Origin of the sequence: Pseudomonas sp. Sample_9 (assembly GCF_004307535.1) — a bacterium.
Lineage (GTDB): Bacteria > Pseudomonadota > Gammaproteobacteria > Pseudomonadales > Pseudomonadaceae > Aquipseudomonas > Aquipseudomonas mercuritolerans.
Window position 1 is genome coordinate 12,639 of the sequence record NZ_RAZO01000387.1, and the last position, 25,092, is coordinate 37,730.

General features: G+C 61.3%; 25 protein-coding genes and 1 pseudogene. 15 read left to right on the forward strand and 11 right to left on the reverse strand.

The genetic code is table 11. The features are described 5' to 3' along the window. Position 1: 1 nt before the first annotated feature. The 12 genes from nadD (at position 2) to D6877_RS22320 (ending at position 11,285) form a co-directional block, all read left to right on the forward strand. Positions 2-691 carry a nicotinate-nucleotide adenylyltransferase gene (gene nadD, locus D6877_RS22265; RefSeq protein ID WP_178083734.1) on the forward strand — a complete coding sequence of 230 codons (690 nt, stop codon included), beginning with the start codon at positions 2-4 and terminating at the stop codon, positions 689-691. Between the two features lie 72 nt (positions 692-763). Next, positions 764-1,258, forward strand: coding sequence for a ribosome silencing factor (rsfS, locus tag D6877_RS22270; RefSeq protein WP_016773024.1), 495 nt, complete (start codon positions 764-766; stop codon positions 1,256-1,258). Between the two features lie 9 nt (positions 1,259-1,267). Continuing rightward, positions 1,268-1,735 carry a 23S rRNA (pseudouridine(1915)-N(3))-methyltransferase RlmH gene (gene rlmH / locus D6877_RS22275; protein WP_011063671.1) on the forward strand — a complete coding sequence of 156 codons (468 nt, stop codon included), beginning with the start codon at positions 1,268-1,270 and terminating at the stop codon, positions 1,733-1,735. 10 nt (positions 1,736-1,745) lie between these two features. Further along, the gene (mrdA, locus tag D6877_RS22280; protein WP_071173699.1) at positions 1,746-3,641 is read left to right on the forward strand and encodes a penicillin-binding protein 2; all 1,896 of its coding nucleotides are present in this window, start codon (positions 1,746-1,748) and stop codon (positions 3,639-3,641) included. A 31-nt stretch (positions 3,642-3,672) separates the two neighbouring features. After that, entirely contained in the window at positions 3,673-4,776 is a 1,104-nt protein-coding gene (gene rodA / locus D6877_RS22285) for a rod shape-determining protein RodA (protein WP_050977864.1), read from the forward strand. A 17-nt stretch (positions 4,777-4,793) separates the two neighbouring features. Continuing rightward, positions 4,794-5,804: a lytic murein transglycosylase B gene (mltB, locus tag D6877_RS22290; protein WP_130912127.1), complete on the forward strand. Its 1,011-nt coding sequence runs from the start codon at positions 4,794-4,796 to the stop codon at positions 5,802-5,804. After that, the gene (locus tag D6877_RS22295) at positions 5,804-6,814 is read left to right on the forward strand and encodes a septal ring lytic transglycosylase RlpA family protein (RefSeq protein ID WP_016773027.1); all 1,011 of its coding nucleotides are present in this window, start codon (positions 5,804-5,806) and stop codon (positions 6,812-6,814) included. Before mltB ends, D6877_RS22295 begins: the two co-directional genes overlap by 1 nt. A 188-nt stretch (positions 6,815-7,002) precedes the next feature. Continuing rightward, positions 7,003-8,160 carry a D-alanyl-D-alanine carboxypeptidase family protein gene (locus D6877_RS22300; RefSeq protein WP_016773028.1) on the forward strand — a complete coding sequence of 386 codons (1,158 nt, stop codon included), beginning with the start codon at positions 7,003-7,005 and terminating at the stop codon, positions 8,158-8,160. Between the two features lie 80 nt (positions 8,161-8,240). Then, positions 8,241-8,516, forward strand: coding sequence for a DUF493 domain-containing protein (locus D6877_RS22305; protein WP_130912128.1), 276 nt, complete (start codon positions 8,241-8,243; stop codon positions 8,514-8,516). Beyond that, positions 8,516-9,163 carry a lipoyl(octanoyl) transferase LipB gene (gene lipB, locus D6877_RS22310; RefSeq protein ID WP_130912129.1) on the forward strand — a complete coding sequence of 216 codons (648 nt, stop codon included), beginning with the start codon at positions 8,516-8,518 and terminating at the stop codon, positions 9,161-9,163. Before D6877_RS22305 ends, lipB begins: the two co-directional genes overlap by 1 nt. 25 nt (positions 9,164-9,188) lie before the next feature. After that, on the forward strand, positions 9,189-10,187 hold the full coding sequence (lipA, locus tag D6877_RS22315) for a lipoyl synthase (protein ID WP_178083735.1): 999 nt from the start codon (positions 9,189-9,191) through the stop codon (positions 10,185-10,187). A 132-nt stretch (positions 10,188-10,319) separates the two neighbouring features. After that, positions 10,320-11,285, forward strand: coding sequence for an LD-carboxypeptidase (locus D6877_RS22320; RefSeq protein ID WP_130912131.1), 966 nt, complete (start codon positions 10,320-10,322; stop codon positions 11,283-11,285). Between the two features lie 100 nt (positions 11,286-11,385). Here the strand turns inward: D6877_RS22320 and D6877_RS22325 are convergent, their stop codons facing one another. From D6877_RS22325 to leuS, 5 genes are all read right to left on the reverse strand, one after another. After that, positions 11,386-12,708 (reverse strand): lytic murein transglycosylase, encoded by a 1,323-nt coding sequence (locus tag D6877_RS22325; protein WP_130912132.1) that lies wholly within the window; start codon positions 12,706-12,708, stop codon positions 11,386-11,388. Positions 12,709-12,769: 61 nt separating this feature from the next. Continuing rightward, entirely contained in the window at positions 12,770-12,934 is a 165-nt protein-coding gene (gene arfA / locus D6877_RS22330) for an alternative ribosome rescue factor ArfA (RefSeq protein WP_016773035.1), read from the reverse strand. 145 nt (positions 12,935-13,079) lie between these two features. Beyond that, the gene (gene holA / locus D6877_RS22335) at positions 13,080-14,117 is read right to left on the reverse strand and encodes a DNA polymerase III subunit delta (protein ID WP_041477726.1); all 1,038 of its coding nucleotides are present in this window, start codon (positions 14,115-14,117) and stop codon (positions 13,080-13,082) included. A gap of 39 nt (positions 14,118-14,156) precedes the next feature. Then, a complete protein-coding gene (gene lptE / locus D6877_RS22340) occupies positions 14,157-14,762 on the reverse strand; it encodes an LPS assembly lipoprotein LptE (RefSeq protein WP_130912133.1) in 606 nt (201 codons plus the stop codon). A gap of 88 nt (positions 14,763-14,850) precedes the next feature. Then, the gene (gene leuS / locus D6877_RS22345; RefSeq protein WP_130912134.1) at positions 14,851-17,457 is read right to left on the reverse strand and encodes a leucine--tRNA ligase; all 2,607 of its coding nucleotides are present in this window, start codon (positions 17,455-17,457) and stop codon (positions 14,851-14,853) included. Positions 17,458-17,712: 255 nt separating this feature from the next. Between leuS and D6877_RS22350 the strand changes: the two genes are divergently transcribed. Both D6877_RS22350 and D6877_RS22355 read left to right on the forward strand, forming a co-directional pair. After that, positions 17,713-18,036, forward strand: coding sequence for a hypothetical protein (locus tag D6877_RS22350; protein WP_024014441.1), 324 nt, complete (start codon positions 17,713-17,715; stop codon positions 18,034-18,036). Positions 18,037-18,140: 104 nt separating this feature from the next. Beyond that, the gene (locus D6877_RS22355; RefSeq protein ID WP_130912135.1) at positions 18,141-18,902 is read left to right on the forward strand and encodes a YdcF family protein; all 762 of its coding nucleotides are present in this window, start codon (positions 18,141-18,143) and stop codon (positions 18,900-18,902) included. A gap of 116 nt (positions 18,903-19,018) precedes the next feature. Here the strand turns inward: D6877_RS22355 and lnt are convergent, their stop codons facing one another. The 5 genes from lnt to miaB all read right to left on the reverse strand — a co-directional run bounded on the left by lnt (position 19,019) and on the right by miaB (position 24,426). Next, complete coding sequence (gene lnt, locus D6877_RS22360; protein ID WP_130912136.1) at positions 19,019-20,542, reverse strand: apolipoprotein N-acyltransferase; 1,524 nt, start codon at positions 20,540-20,542, stop codon at positions 19,019-19,021. 14 nt (positions 20,543-20,556) lie between these two features. After that, the gene (locus D6877_RS22365; RefSeq protein ID WP_007909641.1) at positions 20,557-21,396 is read right to left on the reverse strand and encodes an HlyC/CorC family transporter; all 840 of its coding nucleotides are present in this window, start codon (positions 21,394-21,396) and stop codon (positions 20,557-20,559) included. Between the two features lie 5 nt (positions 21,397-21,401). Continuing rightward, positions 21,402-21,896, reverse strand: coding sequence for an rRNA maturation RNase YbeY (ybeY, locus tag D6877_RS22370; RefSeq protein WP_016773042.1), 495 nt, complete (start codon positions 21,894-21,896; stop codon positions 21,402-21,404). Continuing rightward, entirely contained in the window at positions 21,889-22,881 is a 993-nt protein-coding gene (locus D6877_RS22375; RefSeq protein WP_016773043.1) for a PhoH family protein, read from the reverse strand. The genes ybeY and D6877_RS22375 overlap by 8 nt, the downstream gene beginning before the upstream one ends. A 216-nt stretch (positions 22,882-23,097) precedes the next feature. Next, a complete protein-coding gene (gene miaB / locus D6877_RS22380) occupies positions 23,098-24,426 on the reverse strand; it encodes a tRNA (N6-isopentenyl adenosine(37)-C2)-methylthiotransferase MiaB (RefSeq protein WP_130912137.1) in 1,329 nt (442 codons plus the stop codon). A 132-nt stretch (positions 24,427-24,558) separates the two neighbouring features. On the opposite strand from miaB, the gene D6877_RS22385 reads away from it, so the two are divergent. Continuing rightward, entirely contained in the window at positions 24,559-24,888 is a 330-nt protein-coding gene (locus D6877_RS22385) for a DUF1820 family protein (RefSeq protein ID WP_016773045.1), read from the forward strand. Positions 24,889-25,012: 124 nt separating this feature from the next. Here D6877_RS22385 and D6877_RS22390 read toward each other — a convergent pair. Next, positions 25,013-25,092 (reverse strand): annotated as a pseudogene (locus D6877_RS22390) (sel1 repeat family protein); the annotation flags it as partial.

A 25,092-nucleotide genomic window follows, 5' to 3' on the forward strand; every position in this document is an offset into this window, starting at 1 on the left:
CTTGACCGACCTCGACCTGACAGCGCCGCACACCGGCAGCGAGTCGCGCCCGCAACGCATTGGCGTGCTGGGCGGTACGTTCGACCCGGTGCACATCGGCCATTTGCGTGGCGCGCTGGAAGTTGTCGAAGCGCTGGCGCTGGACGAGTTGCGCCTGATGCCGAATGCGCGGCCGCCACATCGCGGTACGCCGCAGGTGTCGGCGCAGGATCGGCTGGCGATGGTCGAGTGCGCGGTGGCCGGATTGCCGCCGCTGGTGGTGGACGCCCGCGAATTGCAGCGGGACAAACCGTCCTGGACCATCGATACCCTGGAGTCGCTGCGCGCAGAGATGCCCGCCGAGACCCAGGTTTTTCTGCTTTTGGGCTGGGACGCATTTTGCGGCCTGCCCACTTGGCACCGCTGGGAAGAGTTGCTCCAGCATTGCCACATCCTGGTGCTACAGCGCCCGGACGCCGACAGCGAACCGCCGGATGCCTTGCGCAACCTGCTGGCAGCGCGTTCGGTGAGCGACCCGCTGGCCATGAAAGGGCCGAGCGGACAGATTGCATTCGTCTGGCAGACACCGCTCGCGGTTTCCGCCACCCAGATCCGTCAACTGCTGGCCAGCGGTAAGTCGGTACGTTTCCTGGTGCCCGACGCGGTCCTGGCCTACATCGATGCGCACGGTCTGTACCGTGCGTCGAACTGAACAAGGCGTGCTTCACCGATACGGATCACCGTATCCCCAAGCCGCCGAATACATGAGCAAAACGAGTTACATATGACTGATAAAGATCTACCGAAAGTAAAGCGCAAAGGCACGTTCAAGAGCGCACCACTGCCGGAAGCCGTCAACACCAACGAGCCGCTCAAGGGCGACGAACTGGTCAAGATTGCCGTCGCCGCGCTGGAAGACGTCAAGGCCCAGGACATCCAGATCATCGATGTGCGCGACAAGCAGAGCATCACTGACTACATGATCATCGCCACCGGTACCTCCAATCGCCAGATCAACGCGATGCTGGACAAGGTCCGCGAGGAAGTGAAGAAGCAGGGCGCCAAGCCACTGGGCGAAGAAGGCAAGGGCGACAGCGACTGGGTTCTGCTCGACCTCGATCTGGTGATCGTGCACATGATGACCGCCTCGGCGCGTCAGTTCTACGACCTGGAGCGTCTGTGGGCCGGTGCCGAGCAAAGCCGTGCGGCCGATGCCAAGCACCACAGCCCGGAAAACACCCACGAGCATTTCACCAAGCTCAACAAAGACCAGTTCTAAGGGATCGCTGTGCGACTGCGCCTGATCGCCGTCGGTTCACGCATGCCCAAGTGGGTGGAAGAAGGCTGGCATGAATATGCCAAGCGTCTTCCGTCCGAGCTGGCGCTGGAACTGGTGGAAATTCCGCTCAATACCCGTGGCAAGAATGCCGACGTGGCCCGTTTCATCCGCCAGGAAGGCGAAGCCATGCTGGCCAAGGTCGGGCACAACGAGCGGATCGTCACGCTGGAGGTTCACGGCAAGCCGTGGAGCACCGAGCAACTGGCGGTCGAACTCGATCGCTGGCGCCTGGATTCGCGCACGGTCAACTTCATGGTCGGCGGCCCGGAAGGGCTGGCACCGGAAGTCTGTGCGCGCGCTGACCAGCGCTGGTCGTTGTCGCCGCTGACCTTGCCGCACCCGCTGGTGCGGATCCTGATCGGCGAACAGTTGTACCGTGCCTGGACCGTGTTGTCCGGCCACCCTTACCACAAGTAAGCCTGCCCTCATGTCTCAGCCGATCCGCATCAAGGACCACGAAAAGGACGCCCGTCTGGTGCGCAGCCGTGTCGTGTTCGGTGCGATCGTGATTGTGGCGCTGATCTGTGTGCTGATCGCGCGTCTGTATTACCTGCAGGTGATCCAGTACGAGTATCACTCGACTCTGTCGGAAAACAACCGCGTCCATGTGCAGCCGATTCCGCCGACGCGCGGGCTGATTTTCGACCGCAACGGCGTAGTTGTGGCCGACAACCGGCCGAGCTTCAGCCTGAGCATGACCCGCGAGCGCTCCGGCGACTGGCAGCAGGTGCTCGACGTCATCGTCGAGGTGCTGGAGCTGACGCCCGAGGACCGGGTGATCTTCGAGAAACGCATGCGTCAGGGGCGCCGGCCGTTCGAGCCGGTGCCGATCCTGTTCGAGCTGACCGAAGAACAGATCGCCCGCATCGCGGTGAACCAGTTCCGCCTGCCCGGGGTGGAAGTGGTCGCGCAACTGGTCCGGCATTACCCGCAGGGCGCGCACTTTGCGCACTCGGTGGGCTACATGGGGCGGATCAACGAGAAAGAGCTGAAATCGCTGGACCCGGTCAACTACAGCGGCACCCATCACATCGGCAAGACCGGCATCGAGCGTTTCTACGAGCCGGAACTGCACGGTCAGGTCGGTTACGAGGAAGTCGAGACCAACGCCCGTGGCCGCGTGTTGCGCGTGCTCAAGCGCACCGATCCGATTCCCGGCAAGGACATCGTCCTGAGCCTCGACATCAAGTTGCAGGAAGCCGCCGAGGCCGCGCTGGGCGGGCGCCGTGGTGCGGTGGTCGCGCTCGATCCAAAGACCGGTGAAGTGCTGGCGATGGTCAGTCAGCCAAGTTTCGACCCGAACCTGTTCGTCACCGGCATCAGCTTCAAGGCTTACGCCGAGTTGCGTGATTCCATCGACCGCCCGCTGTTCAACCGCGTGCTGCGCGGTCTGTACCCGCCGGGCTCGACGATCAAACCGGCGGTAGCGATTGCCGGTCTCGACGCCGGCGTGGTCACGGCTTCGAGCCGGGTGTTCGACCCGGGCTATTACATGCTGCCCAACTACGACCACAAGTACCGCAACTGGAACCGCACCGGTGACGGCTTCGTCGACCTCGACACGGCGATCATGCGGTCCAACGACACCTACTTCTATGACCTGGCGCACAAGCTCGGCATTGATCGGCTGTCGACCTACATGAACAAGTTCGGCATCGGCCAGAAGGTCTCGCTGGACATGTTCGAAGAATCCCCGGGCCTGATGCCGTCCCGCGAATGGAAACGGGCGACGCGCAAGCAGGCGTGGTTCCCCGGTGAGACCCTGATTCTCGGGATCGGCCAGGGCTATATGCAATCGACGCCGCTGCAATTGGCCCAGGCCACGGCGCTGGTGGCCAACAAAGGCATCTGGAATCGTCCGCACCTGGCCAAGTCCCTCGACGGGGTCAAGCCGGTGGATGAAAACCCGATGCCGAACATCGTCCTGCGCGACCCGTCCGACTGGAACAAGGTCAACCACGGCATGCAGCAGGTGATGCACGGTGCCCGTGGTACCGCGCGCAAAGCAGCGATCGGCGCGCAATACCGCATCGCCGGCAAGTCCGGTACCGCGCAGGTGGTGGCGATCAAGCAGGGCGAGAAATACGACCGCTCCAAGGTCCAGGAACGCCACCGCGACCACGCCCTGTTCGTCGGCTTCGCCCCGGCCGATGATCCGAAAATCGTCGTGTCGGTGATGGTCGAGAACGGTGAATCCGGCTCCGGTGTTGCCGCGCCGGTGGTGCGTCAGGTCATGGACGCCTGGTTGCTCGACCAGGACGGCCACCTGAAAGCCGAATACGCCAGCCCAATCACTGCGGAGGCCCCGGCCCGTGATGAATAATTTCGATCGCATGCTCTCCAGCGAGGATGTGATGCGTCGCCGCGCGACGTTGCTGCAAAGACTGCATATCGATGGCCCGCTGTTGATCCTGTTGCTGATCCTCGCCGCCGGCAGCCTGTTCGTGCTGTATTCGGCCAGCGGCAAGAGCTGGGATCTGCTCGGCAAGCAGGCCACATCCTTCGGCATCGGCCTGGTGGCGATGATTGTCATCGCCCAGTTCGAACCGCGTTTCATGGCGCGCTGGGTGCCGCTCGGTTACGTGATCGGCGTGATATTGCTGATCGTCGTCGACATCATGGGCCACAACGCCATGGGCGCCACGCGCTGGATCAACATCCCCGGGGTGATCCGCTTCCAGCCCTCGGAATTCATGAAGATCCTGATGCCGGCGACCATCGCCTGGTATCTGTCCAAACGCACCTTGCCGCCGCAGCTCAAGCACGTAGGCATCAGCCTGATGCTGATTGGCGTGCCGTTCATTCTGATCGTGCGCCAGCCCGATCTCGGTACCTCGTTGCTGATTCTCGCCGGTGGCGCCTTCGTGCTGTTCATGGGCGGCCTGCGCTGGCGCTGGATTCTCAGCGTACTGGCGGCGGCGGTGCCGGTGTCGGTGGCGATGTGGTTCTTCGTCATGCACGACTATCAGAAGCAACGGGTCCTGACCTTTCTCGACCCGGAAAGCGATCCGCTTGGTACCGGCTGGAACATCATCCAGTCGAAAGCCGCGATCGGTTCCGGTGGCGTATTCGGTAAAGGCTGGCTGCTCGGCACCCAGTCACACCTGGACTTTCTCCCGGAAAGCCACACCGACTTCATCATTGCCGTACTCGGTGAAGAGTTCGGTCTGGTGGGGATTTGCGCGCTGCTGCTGATCTATCTGCTGTTGATCGGTCGCGGGCTGGTGATCACCGCCCAGGCGCAAACGCTGTTCGGCAAATTGCTCGCCGGTGCGTTGACCATGACTTTTTTTGTTTACGTTTTCGTCAACATCGGTATGGTCAGTGGCCTGTTGCCGGTCGTGGGGGTGCCGTTGCCGTTCATTAGCTACGGAGGAACTTCGCTGGTGACGCTGCTGTCAGCGTTTGGGGTTTTGATGTCGATCCATACCCATCGCAAGTGGATCGCACAGGTTTGAATAAGGTGAAGAGTGCAATGCAAGTAATGCGTGGCTGGGCGACTCGATGCGCGCCGCTGGTTGGCCTGATGGGCCTGCTGGGGAGCGTGCAGGAAGCGCTGGCCGGCGACTATGAAGGCTCGCCGCAGGTGGCCGAATTCGTCGGCGAAATGACCCGCGACTACGGTTTCGCCGGTGAACAACTGATGGGTGTGTTCCGCGAGGCGCAACGCAAGCAGTCGATTCTCGACGCCATCTCCAAACCCGCCGAACGGGTCAAGCAGTGGAATGAATATCGCCCGATGTTCATCACTGACGCGCGCATCGCCCGGGGTGTCGATTTCTGGCGTCAGCACGAGGCGACCCTGGCCCGTGCCGAGCAGGAATACGGCGTGCCGGCACAGGTCATCGTGTCGATCATCGGCGTCGAGACCTTTTTCGGACGTAATACCGGCAATTTCCGCGTGATCGATGCTTTATCGACCCTCGGCTTCGACTATCCTCCCCGTGCCGAATTTTTCCGCAAGGAACTGCGTGAGTTCCTGCTGCTGGCCCGTGAAGAGCAGGTCGACCCGCTGACCCTGAAAGGCTCGTACGCCGGGGCCATGGGCCTGCCGCAGTTCATGCCGAGCAGCTTTCGCGCCTACGCGGTGGACTTCGACGGTGATGGCCACATCAATATCTGGAACAACCCGGACGATGCCATTGGCAGCGTCGCCAGCTATTTCAAGCGTCATGGCTGGGTTGCCGGCGAGCCGGTGGTCAGCCGCGCCGATTTGCGCGGCGAGCAGGTCGATGAAGGCCTGACCACCGGTATCGAACCGGTGAAGACGGTCGCAGAGTTGCGGGCGCTGGGCTGGTCAAGTCATGATGCGCTGCGCGATGATATGCCGGTTACCGCATTTCGCCTCGAAGGCGACAACGGCCCTGAATACTGGATGGGCCTGCAGAATTTCTACGCGATCACGCGTTATAACCGCAGCGTGATGTACGCCATGGCCGTACATCAACTGTCTGAACAGCTGGTACAAGCACGGGGCGTCAAGTAATGCAGGCATTGCCTAACAATAAACCCCTGAAGCTGGTGGCTTTCGCTGCGTTGGCAGTCCTGGTCGCCAGTTGCACGACCAGCCGTACGCCGACGCAGAAGACCCCGTCCACCGCTGTCCGCGCCCAACCGGGCCTGGACATCAACCGCGCGCACAAAGACGGCGCGCCGTGGTGGGATGTCGATGTTTCGCGCATCCCGGATGCGACGCCGACCCTGCACACCGGCCCGTACAAGGCCAATCCGTACACCGTGCTGGGCAAGACCTATTTTCCGTTACAGGAATCCAAGACCTACGTGGCTTCGGGCACGGCGTCCTGGTACGGCACCAAGTTCCATGGCCAGAACACCGCCAACGGCGAAGTGTATGACCTGTACGGCATGAGTGCCGCGCACAAGACCTTGCCGCTGCCAAGTTACGTTCGGGTGACCAACCTGGACAACAACAAGACCGTGATCCTGCGCGTCAACGACCGTGGGCCGTTCTACTCCGATCGCATCATCGACTTGTCCTACGCAGCGGCGAAGAAGCTCGGCTATGCCGAAACCGGCACCGCGCGGGTCAAGGTCGAAGGCATCGATCCGCAGCAGTGGTGGGCGGCCAAGGGCCGTCCGGCGCCGCTGATGCTCAACGAGCCGCAAGTGGCGCAGAATAGCGCGCCAGTGATTACGGCTTCGGCCGGCACCGTCGAGCAATGGACACCGCCGCCGCAGCAACACGCCGCGGCCGTGGTGCCCGTGCAGATCGATGCAAAAAAAAACGCTTCTGCACCAGCGTCTGGCCAGTATCTGCAGGTGGGCGCGTTCGCCAACCCGGACGCTGCCGAACTGCTGAGGTCGAAGCTCAGCGGGATGGTGAGCGCGCCAGTGTTCATCAGCTCGATCGTGCGCAATCAGCAGACCCTGCACCGGGTACGCCTGGGGCCGATCGGCTCGCCGGGTGAAATCGCCCAGGTGCAGAACAGTGTGCGTCTGGCCAATCTGGGTTCGCCCAGCGTGGTCACCGAGTAATACGTAGACCTTGATTGACGGTTCACTTGCGGTATACGGGGGGTGAACCAGGTTGTTGGCTCGTCGAAGAACAAAAGCCCGGCAAGGGTGACTGGAGTGAGCAACTGAACACGCGATGGCTCGTCAGAAAGCCATCTGATTATATTTTGTCCGCAAGGACAGTTTCCATTAGCGATTTCGAGAGACGGATGAACATCACCACCTTTGCCAAACGCCTGTGTCTGCTAGTCCCGCTGCTCCTCTCGCCAGCCGCCTTTGCGGCCGAGATGATGCCGTCGCCACCACAACTGGCCGCCAAGGCCTACGTTCTGATGGATGCCAGCAGCGGCAACGTGCTGGTCGAAAACAACGGCGACCAGCGTCTGCCACCGGCCAGCCTGACCAAGCTGATGACCGCGTACATCGCGACCCTGGAAATCCGTCGCGGCCAGATCGGTGAAAACGATCCGGTGACCGTCAGCGAAAACGCCTGGCGCACCGGCGGTTCGCGGATGTTCATCAAGGTCGGCTCGCAAGTGACTGTCAGCGACCTGCTGCACGGCATCATCATCCAGTCCGGTAACGACGCCAGCGTCGCCCTGGCCGAGCACATCGCCGGCAGCGAAGACGCGTTCGCCGACCTGATGAACAAGACCGTCACCGAACTGGGCATGACCAATACCCACTTCATGAACCCGACCGGTCTGCCGAACCCTGAGCACTATTCGTCCGCTCACGACATGGCGATCCTCGCTCGCGCGATCATCCACGAAGACCCGGCTCACTATGCGATCTACTCGCAGAAAGAGTTCTTCTGGAACGGCATCAAGCAGCCTAACCGCAACCTGCTGCTGTGGCGCGACAAGACCGTCGACGGTCTGAAAACCGGCCACACCGATGAAGCCGGCTACTGCATGGTGTCCTCGGCGGTACGTGACGGCCAGCGCCTGATCGCCGTGGTGTTCGGCACCAACAGCGAAGTGGCCCGTGCCGCAGAAACCCAGAAGCTGCTGACCTACGGTTTCCGCTTCTTCGAAACCCAGACCTTCTACCAGAAGGGCACTGAACTGGCGCAGGCGCCGGTATGGAAAGGCACCACCAGCCAGGTCAAGGCCGGCCTGGCGCAAGACCTGACCATGACTCTGCCGAAAGGCCAGCTGAAGAAACTCGCAGCCAGCATGACCATGAACCCGCAACTGGTTGCGCCAATCGCCAAGGGCGACGTGATCGGTAAAGTCGAAGTCAAACTGGAAGACAAGGTAGTGCACAGCGCCGACCTGATCGCTCTGGATGGCGTCGAGGAGGGTGGTATCTTCCGCCGCATGTGGGATAGCATCCGTCTATTCTTCTACGGCTTGTTCAACTGATTTTGTGTTGACCTGCATGGCCCCGCCCCGATCCGGTGCGGGGCCATGTGCGTTACCACGGCTTAAGAGGCCGTTACGCCATGACCGATAACGAAGTAAAGGCGCCAAAGATCGAATTTCCTGTCACGGATTATCCCGTCAAGGTGATCAGCGATACGGGCGTCGGCCGCAAAGACCAGATCATCGAGATCGTGAAGAAACACGCGACCATCAATGACGAGCGCATCGACGAGCGTCAGAGCAGCACCGGCAAGTACACCACCATCCAGCTGCACATCGTCGCCACCGATCAGGATCAGCTGTACAACATCAACAGCGAACTGCGGGCGACCGGCTTCGTGCACATGGTGTTGTGATGCACGGCACGCTGGGCTTTCGCGAGCTGGGCCAGATGGCTTACGAGCCGGTCTGGCATGCCATGCAACGTTTCACCAATGAGCGCGGCACTGCTGCCGACGACGAAATCTGGCTCGTCGAACACCCGCCGGTGTTCACTCAGGGCCAGGCCGGCAAGGCAGAACACCTGTTGCTGCCGGGAGATATTCCGGTGGTGCAGGTCGATCGTGGCGGCCAAGTGACTTATCATGGCCCCGGGCAACTGGTGGCCTATCTGTTACTGGATGTGCGCAAGCTGGGTTTCGGCGTGCGCGATCTGGTCAGCCGCATGGAAGCCTGCCTGATCGAACTGCTGGCCAGCTACGGCGTTACCGCCGCCGCCAAGCCAGATGCTCCCGGCGTGTATGTCGATGGAGCGAAAATCGCTTCTCTGGGTTTGCGCATTCGCCACGGTTGTTCCTTTCATGGCCTGGCCCTGAACGTGGATATGAACCTGGAACCGTTTCGACGGATTAATCCCTGCGGCTACGCCGGGCTGGCCATGACCCAGCTGAGCGATCACGCAGGATCGATTGAATTTGCCGAGGTAAGTGCCCGGCTGCGCGCGCAGCTCGTCAAACACCTCGACTATGCTGAGCAGACGACCCTCACGGGCGGAATCGACTGATATGACTACTGATGCAGTGCAAACCATGATCCCGACGCTCGACGTGACCGAGCGCCCGGCCCCGCGTCCCAAGGTTGAAGCCGGCGTCAAGCTGCGCGGCGCCGAGAAGGTTGCACGCATCCCGGTCAAGATCATCCCGACCACCGAACTGCCGAAGAAACCCGACTGGATCCGCGTGCGCATCCCGGTTTCGCCGGAAGTCGACCGCATCAAGAGCCTGCTGCGCAAGCACAAGCTGCACAGTGTCTGCGAAGAAGCGTCCTGCCCGAACCTCGGCGAATGCTTCTCCGGCGGCACCGCAACCTTCATGATCATGGGCGACATCTGCACCCGCCGCTGCCCGTTCTGCGACGTTGGCCACGGTCGTCCGAAGCCACTGGACGTCAACGAGCCGGAAAGCCTGGCCATCGCCATCGCCGACCTCAAGCTCAAATACGTGGTGATCACGTCGGTTGACCGTGACGACCTGCGTGACGGCGGTGCCCAGCACTTTGCCGACTGCATCCGCGAAATCCGCAAACTGTCGCCGAACGTTCAGCTCGAGACCCTGGTCCCGGACTACCGTGGCCGCATGGACATCGCCCTGGAAATCACCGCCGCCGAGCCGCCGGATGTGTTCAACCACAACCTGGAAACCGTGCCACGCCTGTACAAGGCTGCGCGTCCGGGTTCGGACTATCAGTGGTCGCTGACCCTGCTGCAACGCTTCAAGCAGATGATGCCGCACATTCCGACCAAGTCCGGCCTGATGCTGGGCCTGGGCGAGACCGACGAGGAAGTCATCGAAGTCATGAAGCGCATGCGCGAACACGACATCGACATGCTGACTCTCGGCCAGTACCTGCAACCGTCGCGCAGTCACTTGCCGGTGCAGCGTTTCGTGCACCCGGAGACCTTCGCCTGGTTCGCCGAAGAAGGTTACAAGATGGGCTTCAAGAACGTTGCTTCCGGTCCATTGGTACGCTCCTCGTACCACGCCGACGAGCAGGCGAAGCTGGTCAAGGCCGAGCTGCTGGGTTCCTGATTCACTGCTGATGTAAAAATGCCCGCCGAGGACGGTTCCTCGGCGGGCATTTTTTTGCCTGAGACAAGGGGCTTTTGTTTGTCTCTTCAGCTGACTACTGTGTGTGCATGACTTTACCGCTGGAGCCCAAGGATGACCGTTCGACCGAGCCACACCCTGATTGCCCACCGAGCCGTACCGGCGCTGCCCTCCGAAGGGACGATCGGCGTCATCGCGCCTGCCGGTCCCGGCGCCCTCGACACTGAAAAAGCGCTGCAATGGATGCGCGCGCGCGGCTATGGGCTGAAGGTGTTTCCGGGTGTCTATGAGAAGGACGGCTATCTGGCTGGCAGTGACGACGTACGCCTGCGCGATCTGCATGCAGCGTTCGCTGATCCCGAAGTCGACGCGATCATTTGCCTGCGCGGCGGCTACGGCACGCCGCGTCTGCTCGACCGAATCGATTACGACCTGCTCAGCCGTCACGCCAAACCCTTTGTCGGCTATAGCGACATTACTGCGCTCCACCTGGCCATCAGTCGCTACGCCGGGTTTGTGACCTTTCACGGGCCGCTGCTCAATGCCGACCTGCTGGGCGACAAAGAGCCGCCGACCGTCACTTCATTCTTCGCCATGCTGCGCGGGCAATTGAAAGCGGGCAGTGTGCTCAGCCATCCGGCGGCTTATCCGTTATCAACCGTCGAACCGGGCATCGCTCACGGGCGTTTGCTCGGCGGCAACCTGGCGATGATTGCTGCAACCCTCGGCACGCCCTACGAGATTGATGTCGAAGGGGTGATTCTGTTCATCGAGGACATCAACGAGCCGCTGTATCGCATTGATCGGCTGCTGACCCAGATGCGTCTGGCCGGCAAGCTGGCCCGACTGCGCGGTGTGCTGGTCGGTGATATCGCCGGAGTGGAGGTCGACGCGCTGAATCGCTTGCTCAAGCAAACCTTTGAGTCGTTGCGGATTCCGGTGTTGTCGGGTTGGCGCAGTGGCCATTGCGACCCGAACCTGACACTGCCGTTGGGCGCGCTGGTGCGCCTGGATGCGGGAAAGCAGGAGTTGCTGCTGGAGCAGGATGTGGTCATCAAGGCTGAAACGGTTATTGCCTGACAGTCAGTCTTCGCGAGCAGGCTCGCTCCCACATTGGAATACGCTCAACTGTGGGAGCGAGCCTGCTCGCGAAAGCGATATCCGCCATACGGCAGTCTTTCTATTGGGTGCGCAGGCTCTCAAGCAACTTGTGCGTCGGATACCCATCCGCCGGCCAGCCCAGCGCCTGCTGGGCACTGCGAATCGCTTTGCGCGTATTGGCGCCGATAATCCCGTCCGCTGTGCCGGCGTCATAATTACGCGCGCTCAATAGCGTTTGCAGTTCGATGCGCTCAGTACGGCTCAGCGGCAGATCATCTTTCGGCCAGTTGCCGTTGATCAGGCCCGCTCCTTCGAAACGCTCGGACAACAGGCTCACCGCCAGCGCATACGACGACGAATTGTTGTACTTGAGAATCGCTCGGAAGTTATCGAGGATCAGAAACGCCGGGCCACGATACCCGGCCGGCAACAGCAGGGCGGCTGACAGTTGTTCGGAGCCGGCTGGCACCTGCGCGCCATTGGGCAGGTTCACGCCCAGTTGCCGCCATTCGGCGACGCTTTTGCGAATCGCGCCATCGGCCAGCGTGTAGTTGAAACCGCTCGGCAATTGCACTTCAAAACCCCACGGCTGGCCGCGTTGCCAGCCCGAGCTTTGCAGATAATGCGCGGTCGAGGCGAGCGCATCGGCCGGGCTGCCCCAGATGTCGCGGCGACCGTCACCGTCAAAATCCACGGCGTGGGTGTTGTAAGTGGTCGGAATGAACTGGGTCTGGCCCATCGCGCCGGCCCAGGAGCCGAGCATTTTCTCCGGGGTGATATCGCCCTGTTGCAGAATCTGCAGGGCGGCGATCAGTTGCGCGTGAGCAAAGCCCGGACGACGGCCTTCGTAGGCAAGGGTGGCCAGCGAGTTGATCACCGACTTGCTGCCCTGAAACTGACCGAAATTGCTTTCCATGCCCCACACCGACACCAGCGCCTGGCGATCGACGCCATAACGCTGCTCGATGCTCTGCAGAATGTCGGCGTACTGGTTGATCAGCGCCTGGCCCTTGCGTACGCGCAGCGGTGACAGCGCACCGTCGAGGTATTCCCACACCGGGCGGGAAAACTCCGGCTGACTGCGATCGGCGCGGATCACGCTGGCGTCGAAGCTGACATTGGCAAATGCCTGATCGAACAGCTCGGGGCGAATCCCGGCGGCGAGGGCGTCCTTGCGAAAACCTGCCTGCCATTCGGCGAAGGTCTGGGTCGGTTGAATATCGAGCGGATCGGCGGACGGCACTACCGGCGGAATAATCGCTGGGGCCGTGGTAACCGGGGCGGCTTGAAGCGGTTGTGCATCGGCGGCGGTGGGTTTTTCCGCGCAGGCGACAAGCAGGATGAAGCTGGAGGCAGCGATCAATTGGCGCACGGGCCAACGACGGGAAAGACTTGGGGGCATGCACAGTTCCAGGGGAAACGAATCAGGTGCAGACCTTAACATGAGCGGGGGGTAGTGCGCTTCAGGCAGCCAGAAAGTAAAAAGCCTCCCGGTTGTCAGACCGGAAGGCTTCGCGGCGGTAGCTGCCTTTGCCCTTGGCTGGTCGTTCCTGGCGGCTGCGGAACAAGGGCTGGGCGACGATGGATTTGGCCTTGTTGGGGCCATGCTTTGCTGGCTTTTTGCTCATGAGGGTTCTCTCGGTGTGGTGGGTTTCGCGTTGCGGATAATCTGCTCATGCTAAAGAAAAGTCAAAAGATCGCAGCCTCTGGCAGCTCCTGCAGGGGGAATACATTCCAAATGTAGGAGCTGCCGAAGGCTGCGATCTTTTGATCTTATTCGGCAGGCAAAGACAGGCGTTGGCCTGCCATCAATAGAGCCAAGCGACTCAAGCTCATCCACGGCGATCCCGCCGCCTGACCCTTGATCTGCGCGTCGATACGCTGCGCTTCGAGCAGCAACTGCGCCCAGCGTTGCGCCGAGTAGCGTTGCAGTGCCTTGCTCATCAGCGGCTTGCGCTTGTCCCAGACCGGCGGTTTCGACTGGCTGAAGCACTTGTCCAGTGGCGTGCCCTGGCTGTATTGCAGGGAAATGTTGGCCAGCAGGCGCAACTCCCGCGCCAGTGCCCAGAGGATCACCGGCGGTTCGACGCCTTCGCCGCGCAAACCCTCAAGCATGCGCAAGGCGTGGGCCGGTTCGCCGTTGAGCACCGCGTCGGTCAGGCCGAACACGTCAAACCGCGCACTATCGGCCACGGCGGCTTGAACGGTTTCGACGGTGATCTGCCCACCTTCGGCCATCAACTTGAGCTTTTCGATTTCCTGGGCAGCGGCGAGCAGGTTGCCTTCGACACGCGCGGCAATCAATTCGACCGCATCCTGGCTGGCCGATAGACCGGCCTGGGACAGGCGCTGACGAATCCAGCTCGGCAGCTGATTGGCATCCACCGGCCAGATCTGCACGAACTGGGTTTGCTGGCCTTCGACCAGCGCCTTGCCCCACTTGGTTTTCTGCGCGCTGCCATCGAGCTTCGGCAAGCTGATCAGCAGGACAGTGTCTTCAGCAGGGCGTGAGCAGTATTCGATCAGCGCGGCGGCGCCTTTGTCGCCAGGCTTGCCCGACGGCAGGCGCAGCTCCAGCAGGCGTTTTTCGGCGAACAGCGACATGCTCGCGCCGGCCTGCAGCAACGTACCCCAATCGAAATTGGCGTCGGCGGCGAAGACTTGGCGTTCGTCGAAACCTTGCTGGCGGGCAGCGGTGCGGATGGCGTCGGCGGCTTCCTGGCACAGCAGCGGGTCATCGCCGCTGATGATGTAGACCGGCGCGAGTGCGCCTTGCAGGTGTTTGCCGAGTTGCGCGGGAGCGAGCTTCATAAGAAAGGGCGAACGGGGCGCCTGGGCGCCCCGACCGTCTTACTGCTGCGGGATTTCGAGCGGCGACTGACGCGGAGTTTCCGCCTCAGCCTTCTGTGCCGCTTCCAGCGCATCGGCTTCAGCCTTGGCGCGGTCGTTGGCGGTTTGCTGCAGTTGCTGCAACTGGCCCGGGGTCAGTTGTGACAGACGCAGCATCATGCGCTGAACCAGTTCACGACGGGTCTCGCGACGGGCGTCACTGGCTTCCTGATCGGAGCCGACAAGGTTGTTGCCGTCATGAATGAACACCTTCTGCACTTCAAGCTTGTCGCTGATCAGTGACAGATTGTTCTCGCCGCGGATGTCGTAGCTCAGCACGGTACTGACCTGATACTCGCCTGTGCGACCGGCGCCGGCATAGCTGAGAATGCGCTGGTTTTCCTGCTCGTCAGCCAGGTACAACTTGTATGGCGCGCCGGTGTAGACCTTGACGCCGCTGGACTCCAGCACCTGGCGCAATTGAGTCACGGTTTCGCCGTAAGCGTTGCGCGCGCTCAGGTCGATTTCCTTGATCGACAGTTCATTGGTGCCGGTACCACGCAACTGGAAACCGCAGGCGCTCAGCAGAACGGCGAGGCCCATCACCAGCAGATTGCGTTTGATCATTGTGTTGCTCCCCTTGAAACCAGGTGAGCCGACTCTGCGGCCCGAAAGGTTTTACTGGCTGCCAGGCGAGCCTGGCAGCCGATCCAATTTAGCTGGCGACTATGTTGACCAGTTTGCCCGGCACCACGATCACTTTGCGAATGGTCAGGCCGTCGACGAAACGCAGCACGTTTTCGTTGGTGCGCGCGGCGGCTTCGATCTCTTCGCGGGTGGCGCTGGCCGGCATTTCGATCTGCCCGCGCAGCTTGCCGTTGACCTGAATCACCAGGGTCAGGTTGTCCTGCACCAAGGCACTTTCGTCCACGGCCGGCCAGCCTGCATCGATCACCGCATCGGCGTGACCCAACTGCTTCCACAGTTCGTGGCTGATGTGCGGGGTGATCGGTGCCAGCAGCAGGGTCACCGCTTCCAGGCCTTCGTGCAGCAGCGCGCGGTCCTGTTCGGTGCCTTGGGCGGCTTTTTCCAGCACGTTCATCAGCGTCATCACCTGAGCGATGGCGGTGTTGAATTTGTGGTTCTGGCCGACGTCATGACTGGCCTGCTTGATCGCCAGGTGAATCGCACGACGCACGGTTTTCTGCTCGTCGTTCAGAGCGGCGATATCCAGTTTGCCCGGCAGGCCCTGGGTGACGTGGGCTTGCGCCAGACGCCAGACGCGCTTGAGGAAACGGTGCGAACCTTCAACGCCGGAGTCGGACCATTCCGCGCTCATGTCAGGCGGCGAGGCGAACATCATGAACAGGCGGCAGGTGTCGGCGCCGAACTGGTCGATCATCGACTGCGGGTCGACGCCGTTGTTCTTTGACTTGGCCATCTTCTCGGTACCGCCGATTTCCACCGGCAGGCCGTCGGATTTCAGCTTGGCGCTGATGACCTTGGCTTTGCTGTCACGCTCCAGTTCCACGTCCGCCGGGTTGAACCAGGTATAGGCACCATTGGCTTCGCGACGATAGTAAGTCTCGGCGATCACCATGCCCTGGGTCAGCAGGTTCTTGAACGGCTCGTTGGAGCTGACCAGACCTTCATCGCGCATCAACTTGTGGAAGAAGCGCGCGTAGAGCAGGTGCAGAATGGCGTGTTCGATACCGCCGATGTACTGATCCACCGGCAGCCAGTGGTCGGCGGCGGATTTTTCCACCAGGCCACCTTCAAAGTGCGGCGAGGCGTAGCGGGCGTAGTACCACGACGACTCGACGAAGGTGTCCATGGTGTCGGTTTCGCGCTTGGCCGGCGCGCCGCATTTCGGGCAACTGCACTCGTAGAACTCGGGCATGCGCGCCAGCGGCGAACCGGCGCCGTCCGGCACCACGTCTTCCGGGAGAACGACAGGCAGTTGGTCTTCCGGCACCGGCACGTCGCCGCACGCGGCGCAGTGGATGATCGGGATCGGGCAGCCCCAGTAGCGCTGGCGGCTGATGCCCCAGTCGCGCAGGCGGAACTGGGTGCGCGAGGCGCCGAGTTCTTTCTTGATCAGCGCCACTTCCATGGCGTCGAACGCGCCGGCGAAGTCGAGGCCGTCGAACTCACCGGAGTTGATCAGCGTGCCGTGCTCGCCATAGGCGTCCTGCCACGGCGCCGGGTTGGTGTCACCGGAACTGGTGCGCACCACCGATTTCACCGGCAGGTTGTACTTGTGAGCGAATTCGAAATCGCGCTCGTCGTGGGCCGGAACAGCCATGACCGCGCCGTCGCCGTAGTGCATCAGCACGTAGTTGGCGACCCACACCGGCAGCTTCTCGCCGGTCAGCGGGTGCTCGACGAACAGGCCGGTCGGCAGGCCTTTCTTTTCCTGGGTGGCGACATCGGCTTCAGCGACGCTGCCGCCCTTGCATTCAGCGATGAACGCTTGCAGCTCGGGATTGTTCTGCGCGGCCAGGGTGGCCAGCGGGTGCTCGGCAGCTACGGCGACGTAGGTCGCGCCCATCAGGGTGTCCGGACGGGTGGTGAAGACTTTCAGGGTCCCGGCTTCGCCGATCGAATCGACGTTGTACGGGAACTGCACTTCCATGCCACGGGACTTGCCGATCCAGTTGCGCTGCATGGTCTTGACCTGTTCCGGCCAGCCAGTCAGTTCGTCGAGGCTTTCCAGCAGCTCGTCGGCGTAAGCGGTGATCTTGAAGTAGTACATCGGGATTTCGCGCTTTTCGATCAGCGCGCCGGAACGCCAGCCACGGCCGTCGATGACTTGCTCGTTGGCCAGAACGGTCTGGTCGACCGGGTCCCAGTTCACGGTGCCGTTCTTACGGTAGATCACGCCTTTTTCGAACAGGCGGGTGAACAGCCATTGTTCCCAGCGGTAGTAGTCCGGCTTGCAGGTGGTCACTTCACGGGACCAGTCCACCGCGAGGCCGAGGCTGCGCAGCTGCGACTTCATGTAGGCGATGTTCTCGTAGGTCCACTTGGCGGGCGCTACGTTGTTTTTCATTGCGGCGTTTTCCGCCGGCATGCCGAACGCATCCCAACCCATTGGCTGCAGCACATTCTTGCCCTGCATGCGCTGGTAGCGCGAGATCACGTCGCCGATGGTGTAGTTGCGCACGTGGCCCATGTGCAGCTTGCCGCTGGGGTAAGGGAACATCGACAGGCAGTAGTAGGTTTCCTTGCCTGGCTGTTCACTGACTTCAAAGGACTTTTGCTCATCCCAGAACGACTGGGCGGCGGCTTCGATCTCACGTGGCTGATATTGTTCGTGCATGGCTACTTTTGTACTGGATAGGGGTGGCCTAATCCTCTTCGACGGCGGCATCCGGGATGGCCCGGGTGCGCTGGAAGTGGAATGACAGGAAGCGCCGTAGCATACATGACCGCGCTTGGCCGAGGGAAACCCTGATTACAGCTGTTTGCCAGACCTTTTGGGCGACGAGGGCCGTTGGTCGCGGCGTGTAGCCGGTTCGTGCAGCGAAGCTAAGCTCTAACTGGGGAGTGAGTCTTATCTTCAATGAGGTGAGGGATGGTGGAGCAACGGAAAAAAAACGTAACGAAACCCGAGTTGTACGAAAGGTTGATCGATCGTCTGGGCATGGCGCTGGACGCCGTGAAAACCGCCGACCGGCTGCGCGACGAGCGCCCCCTAGAACTGGAATTGCGTGGCTTGAGCCCCGCCGAGTTCAAACTGGTCAAGGCCTATCTGGATCGTAGTGAACGTGAAACGCAGGGATGCCTGTCTCAAGCAGTGAAGCAACTCGATGCAGCACATTCGGCCAAGGTCATCTGGCTCAAGGACAAGGCGCCGCGCAGAGACACCGGCAAGGTGCGTTCTGTGCAGGCCAAGTAAGCGCATGGCAGGTCATGAAACGGATCTTTTGCAACAGGATCCCGCCTATTGGTTGTAACTCGTAATCAACACTCTTAGGCTTCGGGCATCTTTGGAGATGCCCGATGCCCTTTCGATATTTCATCAAACAACTTTTACTGCCGCCCGGCATTCTTTTGCTGCTGTTGCTGGCCGCCTGGTGGCTGCGCCGCTCGCGGCCGCGATTGGCTGGCGTGTGTTTTGCCGTTGGTTTTGGTGGCCTGCTGCTGATGAGCCTGCCGGTGGTGGTGCAGTGGAGCGCCAAGGCGCTGGAACGTGAGCCGCCGCTGGCGCGGTCAGAATGGACGACCCTGGCGCAACGTGCCGATGCGATTGTGGTGCTGGGCTCGGGTCGCGAGCGCGGAGACATCGCGTGGGGCGAAGACCAGCCGACCGGCATCGGTCTTGAGCGTCAGCGTTACGCGGCGCGCCTGGCCAAGGCCTCGGGCCTGCCGATTCTGACCAGCGGCGGCCTGCACTACGGCACGCCGCCGACCGAAGCGAAATTGATGGCAGATTCGTTGCGTGATGATTTCGACGTAACGGTGCGCTGGCAGGAAGGCGAGAGCCGCACCACATGGGAGAACGCGAAGATGACGGCCGATATTCTCTTGCCGCAGGGGATCAAGCGGGTTGTCGTGGTGACGCAGGCGTGGCACATGCCGCGCGCGGTGTGGAGCTTTGAGCAGGCCGGATTCGAAGTGGTGCCGGCACCGGTGGGCTTTTTAGGCACTGACAACGCCCGGCCATTCGGCGGCTGGCTGCCGGAGTTCAAGTCGATCTGGCAGAGCGGGCAGTTGCTCAATGAGGCGGTGGGGCAGGTGGGGTATTCGCTGTTTTACCGCTGAAGATCATCGTGGCGAGGGGATTTATCCCCGATGGGGCGCGTAGCGGCCCCTCTCTTACCTTCAGAAGAGGGGACTGCTGCGCACTCCAGCGGGGATAAATCCCCTCGCCACATTTCTCAGAGGGTTTTTGACATCCGATTGGCCATCAGCGCCCAGCCAAACAGCAGCAGGCACAACACGATCAGCGGCCACGAGCGCCATTGCAGATACGGTGTCAGGTCGTGCATCGGCACCACTTCGCCATACAACACGCCTTGTTCGAACTGTGGAATCTGCTCGGTGATCTGCCCGAACGGGTTGATCAGGCCGGTGACGCCGTTGTTGGTGGCGCGGATCATCCAGCGTCCGGCCTCCAGCGCGCGCATCTGCGCCATCTGCAGGTGTTGCAGCGGGCCGATCGAAGTGCCGAACCAGGTGTCGTTGCTGATCGTCAGCAGCAGATCGCTGCGTGCCGACAGGCCGGCGGCAAATTCCGGATAGACCACTTCGTAGCAGATAAACGGTGCGATCTGGTAACCCTTGGCTTGCAAGAGCGCTTGATCCGACGGGCCGCGCGCGAAGTCCGACATCGGCAGGTCGAAGAACGCGATCAAGCCGCGCAACACATCCTGCAACGGCACGTACTCGCCGAACGGCACCAGTTTCTGCTTCAAGTAAGTGCCGTCGCCTTCGCCGACCACAGTGATACCGTTGAAGAAGCGCCGCTCGTGATGCACGGTCTGGCGGATCGGCACACCGGTGATCAACGCCGATTTACGCTCGGCGGCGAAGTTGCCCATCATCGTCAGGTAACCCTCGGCGGACTCCTTCAATACCGGCACGGCGGTCTCGGGCCAGATCAGCAGATCGACTGGTTTGGAGCGGAAGCTCAGATCACGGTACAGCGCCAGTTGCGCGTTGAGCTCGGCCGGATCCCATTTCATGCTTTGCGCGACGTTGCCCTGAATCGCAGCCACGGTCAGCGGTGCACCCGACGGGCTGGTCCACGCGTGGCCCTTGAGCGCGATACCCGCCACCCAAGGCCCCGCCAGCAGTACCACGCCGGCCGCGATAAAACCTTTGCGGCGCGCCTGCAACAAACGCGGAGCGTTGTAGATCAGCGCTGCTGTAAGTGCCAGAACAAACGACACCAGCCACATACCGCCCACCGGCGCGAGTCCGGCCAGCGGACCGTCGAGCTGACTGTAACCGGAATACAACCACGGGAAACCGGTAAGGAACCAGCCACGAAACGCTTCCTGGCCGACCCACAACGCCGCAAAGGCCAAGGCATCCGCCAGCGGTGCTTCGTTACGTCGCAACCAGCGCGCCCACAGCCAGGCGGGCAGGGCGAAGAACCAGGCAATCGCCGCGGTGAACAGCAGCATCAGGAATCCGGCGAGCAACACCGAAGCGCCGCCGAAATGATGAATGCTGTAATAGATCCAACTGGTGCCGGCGCCGAATAGGCCAAAGCCGAAGCACCAGCCACGGCCGAGCGCCTGACGCGGGCTCAGCTCACGCAAACCGGCATAGAACAGACCAACCGCCAGCAATGCCAGCGGCCAGATGTCGAACGGGGCGAGAGCGAACGTGGTGATTGCACCGGCCGCCACGGCCAGCAGGTTACCGGGCCAGCCGGGGCGGGTTGTCCAGCGCATTTCAGTCCTTAGAATTAACGAGCAATTGGCGTCAGACGCAGCAAATGAATCCGACGGCTGTCGGCGTTCAGGATGCGGAAACGATAGGCGCCGATTTCAGTGATTTCGTTGCGCTTTGGCAAGTGGCCGAACGCGCTCATCACCAGACCGCCGACGGTGTCGAACTCGTCGTCGGAAAACTCGCTGTCGAAGAACTCGTTGAAGTTCTCGATCGGCGTCAGCGCCTTGATCAGGAAATCACCGCTGGGCAGCGGCTTGATGTAGCTGTCTTCTTCGACGTCGTGCTCGTCCTCGATGTCGCCGACGATCTGCTCGAGCACGTCTTCGATGGTCACCAGGCCGGCCACGCCGCCGTATTCGTCGATGACGATGGCCATGTGGTTGTGGTTGGCACGGAATTCACGCAGCAACACGTTCAGACGCTTGGACTCCGGCACGAAGGTGGCCGGGCGCAGCAGGTCCTTGATGTTGAAGCTGTCGCCGTTCTCCTTGAGGATCAGCGGCAGCAGATCCTTGGCCAGCAGCACGCCCATTACGTCGTCATGGCTTTCGCCGATGACCGGATAGCGCGAGTGGGCCGAGTCGACCACGGCAGGGAGGAATTCGCGGGGTGTCTGGGTCGCCTTGATGCTGATCATCTGCGAGCGCGGCACCATGATGTCGCGCACTTGCAGGTCAGCCACCTGGATGGCGCCTTCGACGATGGCCAGCGCTTCGCTGTCCAGCAGTTTGTTCTGATGTGCATCACGCAGCAGCTCGAGGAGCTCCTGACGGTTCTTCGGCTCGTGGGCAAAAGCCTGGGTCAGTTTACCCAGCCATGACTTCTGCCCGTTGCTCGATCGATCTTCGCTCATAGCGATTACTCTGAATCCTTTGTTGTAACGATGGGGGAGTGTTCGGTTTCGTCGTCCGCGTACGGATCGGGATAGCCCAGTTCAGCAAGCAACTCGCGTTCCAGTGCTTCCATTTCTTCGGCTTCGTCGTCATCTATATGGTCGTAACCGAGCAGATGCAAGCAGCCGTGAATGACCAGATGTGCCCAGTGGGCCTTTAGTTCCTTGCCCTGCTCGGCGGCTTCGCGTTCGACCACGGCCACGCAGATCACCAGATCGCCGAGCAGCGGGATATCGAGAAACTCGTCAGGCACTTCCGCCGGGAACGACAACACGTTGGTCGCGTAGTCCTTGTGGCGCCAGGTGTGATTGAGTTCGCGGCCTTCTTCCTCGTCGACCAGACGAATGGTCATTTCCGAATCAGCGCTGCGCTGGCGCAGGGCCAGTTCGCACCACTGGCGGAACTCGGCTTCACTCGGCGCGCTGGCCTCGGTGGCGATTTGCAGATCCAACTCAAGCATCGCGCGAGGCTTCCTTCGCGGCTTCGGCACGGGTCTCGAAGCGCTCGTAGGCCTCGACGATCCGCTGCACCAACGGGTGGCGCACGACGTCTTTGGGCTGGAAGTGGGTGAAGCTGATGCCCGGCACGTCTTTGAGCACTTCGATCACATGGTGCAGGCCGGACTTGGTGCCGCGCGGCAGGTCGACCTGAGTGATGTCGCCGGTGATCACGGCGGTGGAGCCAAAGCCGATCCGCGTGAGGAACATCTTCATCTGCTCGACGGTGGTGTTCTGGCTCTCGTCGAGAATGATGAAGCTGTTGTTCAGCGTACGACCGCGCATGTAGGCCAGCGGCGCGACTTCGATTACCTGTTTCTCGATCAGCTTGGCGACGTATTCGAAACCGAGCATTTCGTACAGCGCGTCGTAGAGCGGGCGCAGGTACGGGTCGATCTTCTGTGAAAGGTCGCCGGGCAGGAAGCCGAGTTTTTCGCCCGCTTCGACCGCCGGACGCACCAGCAGGATGCGGCGGATCTGCTCGCGCTCCAGCGCATCCACCGCGCAGGCCACGGCCAGATAGGTCTTGCCGGTACCGGCCGGGCCGATGCCGAAATTGATGTCGTTGCCGAGGATTTCCTTCACGTAGCGCTGCTGATTCAAGCCGCGTGGGCGAATCATGCCTTTCTTGGTGCGCAGGGCGACGGTCGCTTCGGCAGGGGCCGGATTGTCGATATCTGCTGATTCCTGAATGAACAGGTGCACCAGGTCTGGCGACAGCTCGGTACCCTTGGTTTCCCGGTACAGGCGGCGCAGCAGGTTTTCCGCGGACGTGGTGAGTTTTGGATCGCCAATCAACTCGAACTGGTTTCCGCGATTGCGGATCTCGATGGCCAGGCGCTGTTCGATCAAGCGCAAATGCTCGTCGAATTGCCCGCACAGATTGGCGAAGCGGCGAGCCTCAAAAGGCTCGAGGAGAAAACGATGTGGTTCGATGGGTGCGTTCAAGGTCGTATTTAGCCGCCCTGGGGCAATTAGGATGAAATCAAGGATAACGCCAGTGGGCTGGGTGCGAAAGCTCTTAAATGAGCCCGCCCGATTCATGCCTCTGACGCTGTACCTGTGGGAGCGAGCCTGCTCGCGAAGGCGGCGATACATTCAACATTGATTTGTCTGACAGATCGCCTTCGCGAGCAGGCTCGCTCCCACAGGAGAAATGCAGCGTTATTGAATCAGCGAACCACGCAGTGAGTGCGGTTGCGCGGCGTCGATGTGCACGTCGGCGAACTGGCCGATCAGGGTCGGATTGTCGCAGCGGAAGTTGACGATACGATTATTCTCGGTACGGCCCTGCAGCTCGCCCGGGTCTTTCTTCGAATAATCGGTCACCAGAATGCGCTGGATCGAACCGACCATTTGTCGGCTGATCTCGAAGCCCTGCTGATTCAAACGATGTTGCAGCGCGTTCAGACGTTCTTTCTTCAATTCTTCCGGCGTGTCATCGGCCAGATCGGCAGCGGGCGTGCCCGGGCGCTGGCTATAGACGAACGAGTAGGAGAAATCGAAGCCGACATCGGCAATCAACTTCATGGTCTGTTCGAAGTCCTTCTCGGTTTCGCCGGGGAAACCGACGATGAAGTCCGAACTGATGCAGATCCCCGGTACGGCGGCGCGCAATTTGCGCAGCTTGGATTTGTACTCCAGCGCCGTGTGGTTGCGCTTCATCGCCGCGAGAATCCGGTCCGAGCCCGACTGCACTGGCAGGTGCAGGTGCTTGACCAGTTCCGGCACTTCGGCGTGGGCCTGGATCAGGCTGTCGGAGAACTCCAGCGGATGCGAGGTGGTGTAGCGGATGCGGTCGATGCCATCGACAGCGGCGACCACGCGAATCAGCTCGGCCAGATCGGCCAGACGACCGTCGTGGGTCTGGCCGCGATAGCCGTTGACGTTCTGCCCGAGCAAGGTCACTTCACGCACGCCGTGTTCGGCCAGGTGAATGATTTCCGCGATCACGTCGTCGAACGGCCGGCTGACTTCTTCGCCACGGGTGTACGGCACCACGCAGAACGTGCAGTACTTGCTGCAACCTTCCATCACTGAAACATAAGCGCTCGGGCCGTCGATACGCGGCTCCGGCAGGTGGTCGAATTTTTCGATTTCCGGGAACGACACGTCGACCTGCGGCAGCTTGGTAATGCGCGCGGCATCGATCATTTCCGGCAGCCGGTGCAGGGTCTGCGGGCCGAACACCACGTCAACGTAGGGAGCGCGATCGCGGATCGCCGCGCCTTCCTGACTGGCCACGCAACCGCCGACGGCGATGACCATGTCCGGGTTGGCCAGCTTCAGTTCGCGCCAGCGGCCGAGCTGCGAATACACGCGGTCTTGCGCGCGTTCGCGGATCGAGCAGGTATTGAGCAGAATCACGTCGGCGTCTTCCGCGCGAGCGGTGACTTCCAGGGCCTGATGTTCGCCCAGCAGATCGACCATGCGCGAGCTGTCGTACTCGTTCATCTGGCAACCGTGGGTTTCGATGTAAAGCTTCTTGGCCATGGATTCGGGTCGTCACGTGATTCAAAGAACCGCGCATTATAGGGAACAAGCCGTCAGGTTCCTACCGCTGTGCGTCCGGTGGCTATGCTATAGTTCGCGCCCTCATTTTTACCCCGATGTTATCCGCCCGCCATGACCAAACGCGAAGCTCCAATCTACAAGGTGATTTTCCTCAACCAGGGCCAGGTGTTCGAAATGTACGCCAAGCAGATCTATCAAAGTGATCTGTGGGGTTTCCTGGAAGTTGAAGAATTCGTCTTTGGCGAGCGTACGCAAATGGTCGTCGATCCGAGCGAAGAAAAGCTCAAGGCGCAGTTCGAAGGCGTGGTGCGCAGCTTTGTACCGATGCATTCGATCGTGCGCATCGACGAAGTGGAACGTCTGGGCACGCCGAAAATCAGCGAAGCCCGGGGCGCGGTCGGCAATGTCATGCCGTTTCCGATGCCGATGCCTGAGAAGTAAGCTTCAGGACCGCGTCGCCCTCATTCGCGAGCAGGCTCGCTCCCACAGTAGATCTCCAGTGTTCAGAAGATCCTCTGTGGGAGCGAGCCTGCTCGCGAAGAGGCCAGAAAGGTCGGCGCAAAAATCAGGGAAGAGGTGAAAACGGCGTTCGCCCATCGGCGTTCTGCAGTTCCATCAGGTATTTGCGGAAAATCTGCCCGAGCA

What these genes read in the sequence shown, in the direction of transcription:
- rsfS (WP_016773024.1), top strand. Translation starts at nt 764, where the DNA reads ATGACTGATAAAGATCTACCGAAAGTAAAGCGCAAAGGCACGTTCAAG.
- mrdA (WP_071173699.1), top strand. Translation starts at nt 1,746, where the DNA reads ATGTCTCAGCCGATCCGCATCAAGGACCACGAAAAGGACGCCCGTCTG.
- rodA (WP_050977864.1), top strand. Translation starts at nt 3,673, where the DNA reads ATGCGTCGCCGCGCGACGTTGCTGCAAAGACTGCATATCGATGGCCCG.
- mltB (WP_130912127.1), top strand. Translation starts at nt 4,794, where the DNA reads ATGCAAGTAATGCGTGGCTGGGCGACTCGATGCGCGCCGCTGGTTGGC.
- D6877_RS22295 (WP_016773027.1), top strand. Translation starts at nt 5,804, where the DNA reads ATGCAGGCATTGCCTAACAATAAACCCCTGAAGCTGGTGGCTTTCGCT.
- D6877_RS22300 (WP_016773028.1), top strand. Translation starts at nt 7,003, where the DNA reads ATGAACATCACCACCTTTGCCAAACGCCTGTGTCTGCTAGTCCCGCTG.
- D6877_RS22305 (WP_130912128.1), top strand. Translation starts at nt 8,241, where the DNA reads ATGACCGATAACGAAGTAAAGGCGCCAAAGATCGAATTTCCTGTCACG.
- lipB (WP_130912129.1), top strand. Translation starts at nt 8,516, where the DNA reads ATGCACGGCACGCTGGGCTTTCGCGAGCTGGGCCAGATGGCTTACGAG.
- lipA (WP_178083735.1), top strand. Translation starts at nt 9,189, where the DNA reads ATGATCCCGACGCTCGACGTGACCGAGCGCCCGGCCCCGCGTCCCAAG.
- D6877_RS22320 (WP_130912131.1), top strand. Translation starts at nt 10,320, where the DNA reads ATGACCGTTCGACCGAGCCACACCCTGATTGCCCACCGAGCCGTACCG.
- D6877_RS22325 (WP_130912132.1), bottom strand. Translation starts at nt 12,708, where the DNA reads ATGCCCCCAAGTCTTTCCCGTCGTTGGCCCGTGCGCCAATTGATCGCT.
- arfA (WP_016773035.1), bottom strand. Translation starts at nt 12,934, where the DNA reads ATGAGCAAAAAGCCAGCAAAGCATGGCCCCAACAAGGCCAAATCCATC.
- holA (WP_041477726.1), bottom strand. Translation starts at nt 14,117, where the DNA reads ATGAAGCTCGCTCCCGCGCAACTCGGCAAACACCTGCAAGGCGCACTC.
- lptE (WP_130912133.1), bottom strand. Translation starts at nt 14,762, where the DNA reads ATGATCAAACGCAATCTGCTGGTGATGGGCCTCGCCGTTCTGCTGAGC.
- leuS (WP_130912134.1), bottom strand. Translation starts at nt 17,457, where the DNA reads ATGCACGAACAATATCAGCCACGTGAGATCGAAGCCGCCGCCCAGTCG.
- D6877_RS22350 (WP_024014441.1), top strand. Translation starts at nt 17,713, where the DNA reads ATGGTGGAGCAACGGAAAAAAAACGTAACGAAACCCGAGTTGTACGAA.
- D6877_RS22355 (WP_130912135.1), top strand. Translation starts at nt 18,141, where the DNA reads ATGCCCTTTCGATATTTCATCAAACAACTTTTACTGCCGCCCGGCATT.
- lnt (WP_130912136.1), bottom strand. Translation starts at nt 20,542, where the DNA reads ATGCGCTGGACAACCCGCCCCGGCTGGCCCGGTAACCTGCTGGCCGTG.
- D6877_RS22365 (WP_007909641.1), bottom strand. Translation starts at nt 21,396, where the DNA reads ATGAGCGAAGATCGATCGAGCAACGGGCAGAAGTCATGGCTGGGTAAA.
- ybeY (WP_016773042.1), bottom strand. Translation starts at nt 21,896, where the DNA reads ATGCTTGAGTTGGATCTGCAAATCGCCACCGAGGCCAGCGCGCCGAGT.
- miaB (WP_130912137.1), bottom strand. Translation starts at nt 24,426, where the DNA reads ATGGCCAAGAAGCTTTACATCGAAACCCACGGTTGCCAGATGAACGAG.
- D6877_RS22385 (WP_016773045.1), top strand. Translation starts at nt 24,559, where the DNA reads ATGACCAAACGCGAAGCTCCAATCTACAAGGTGATTTTCCTCAACCAG.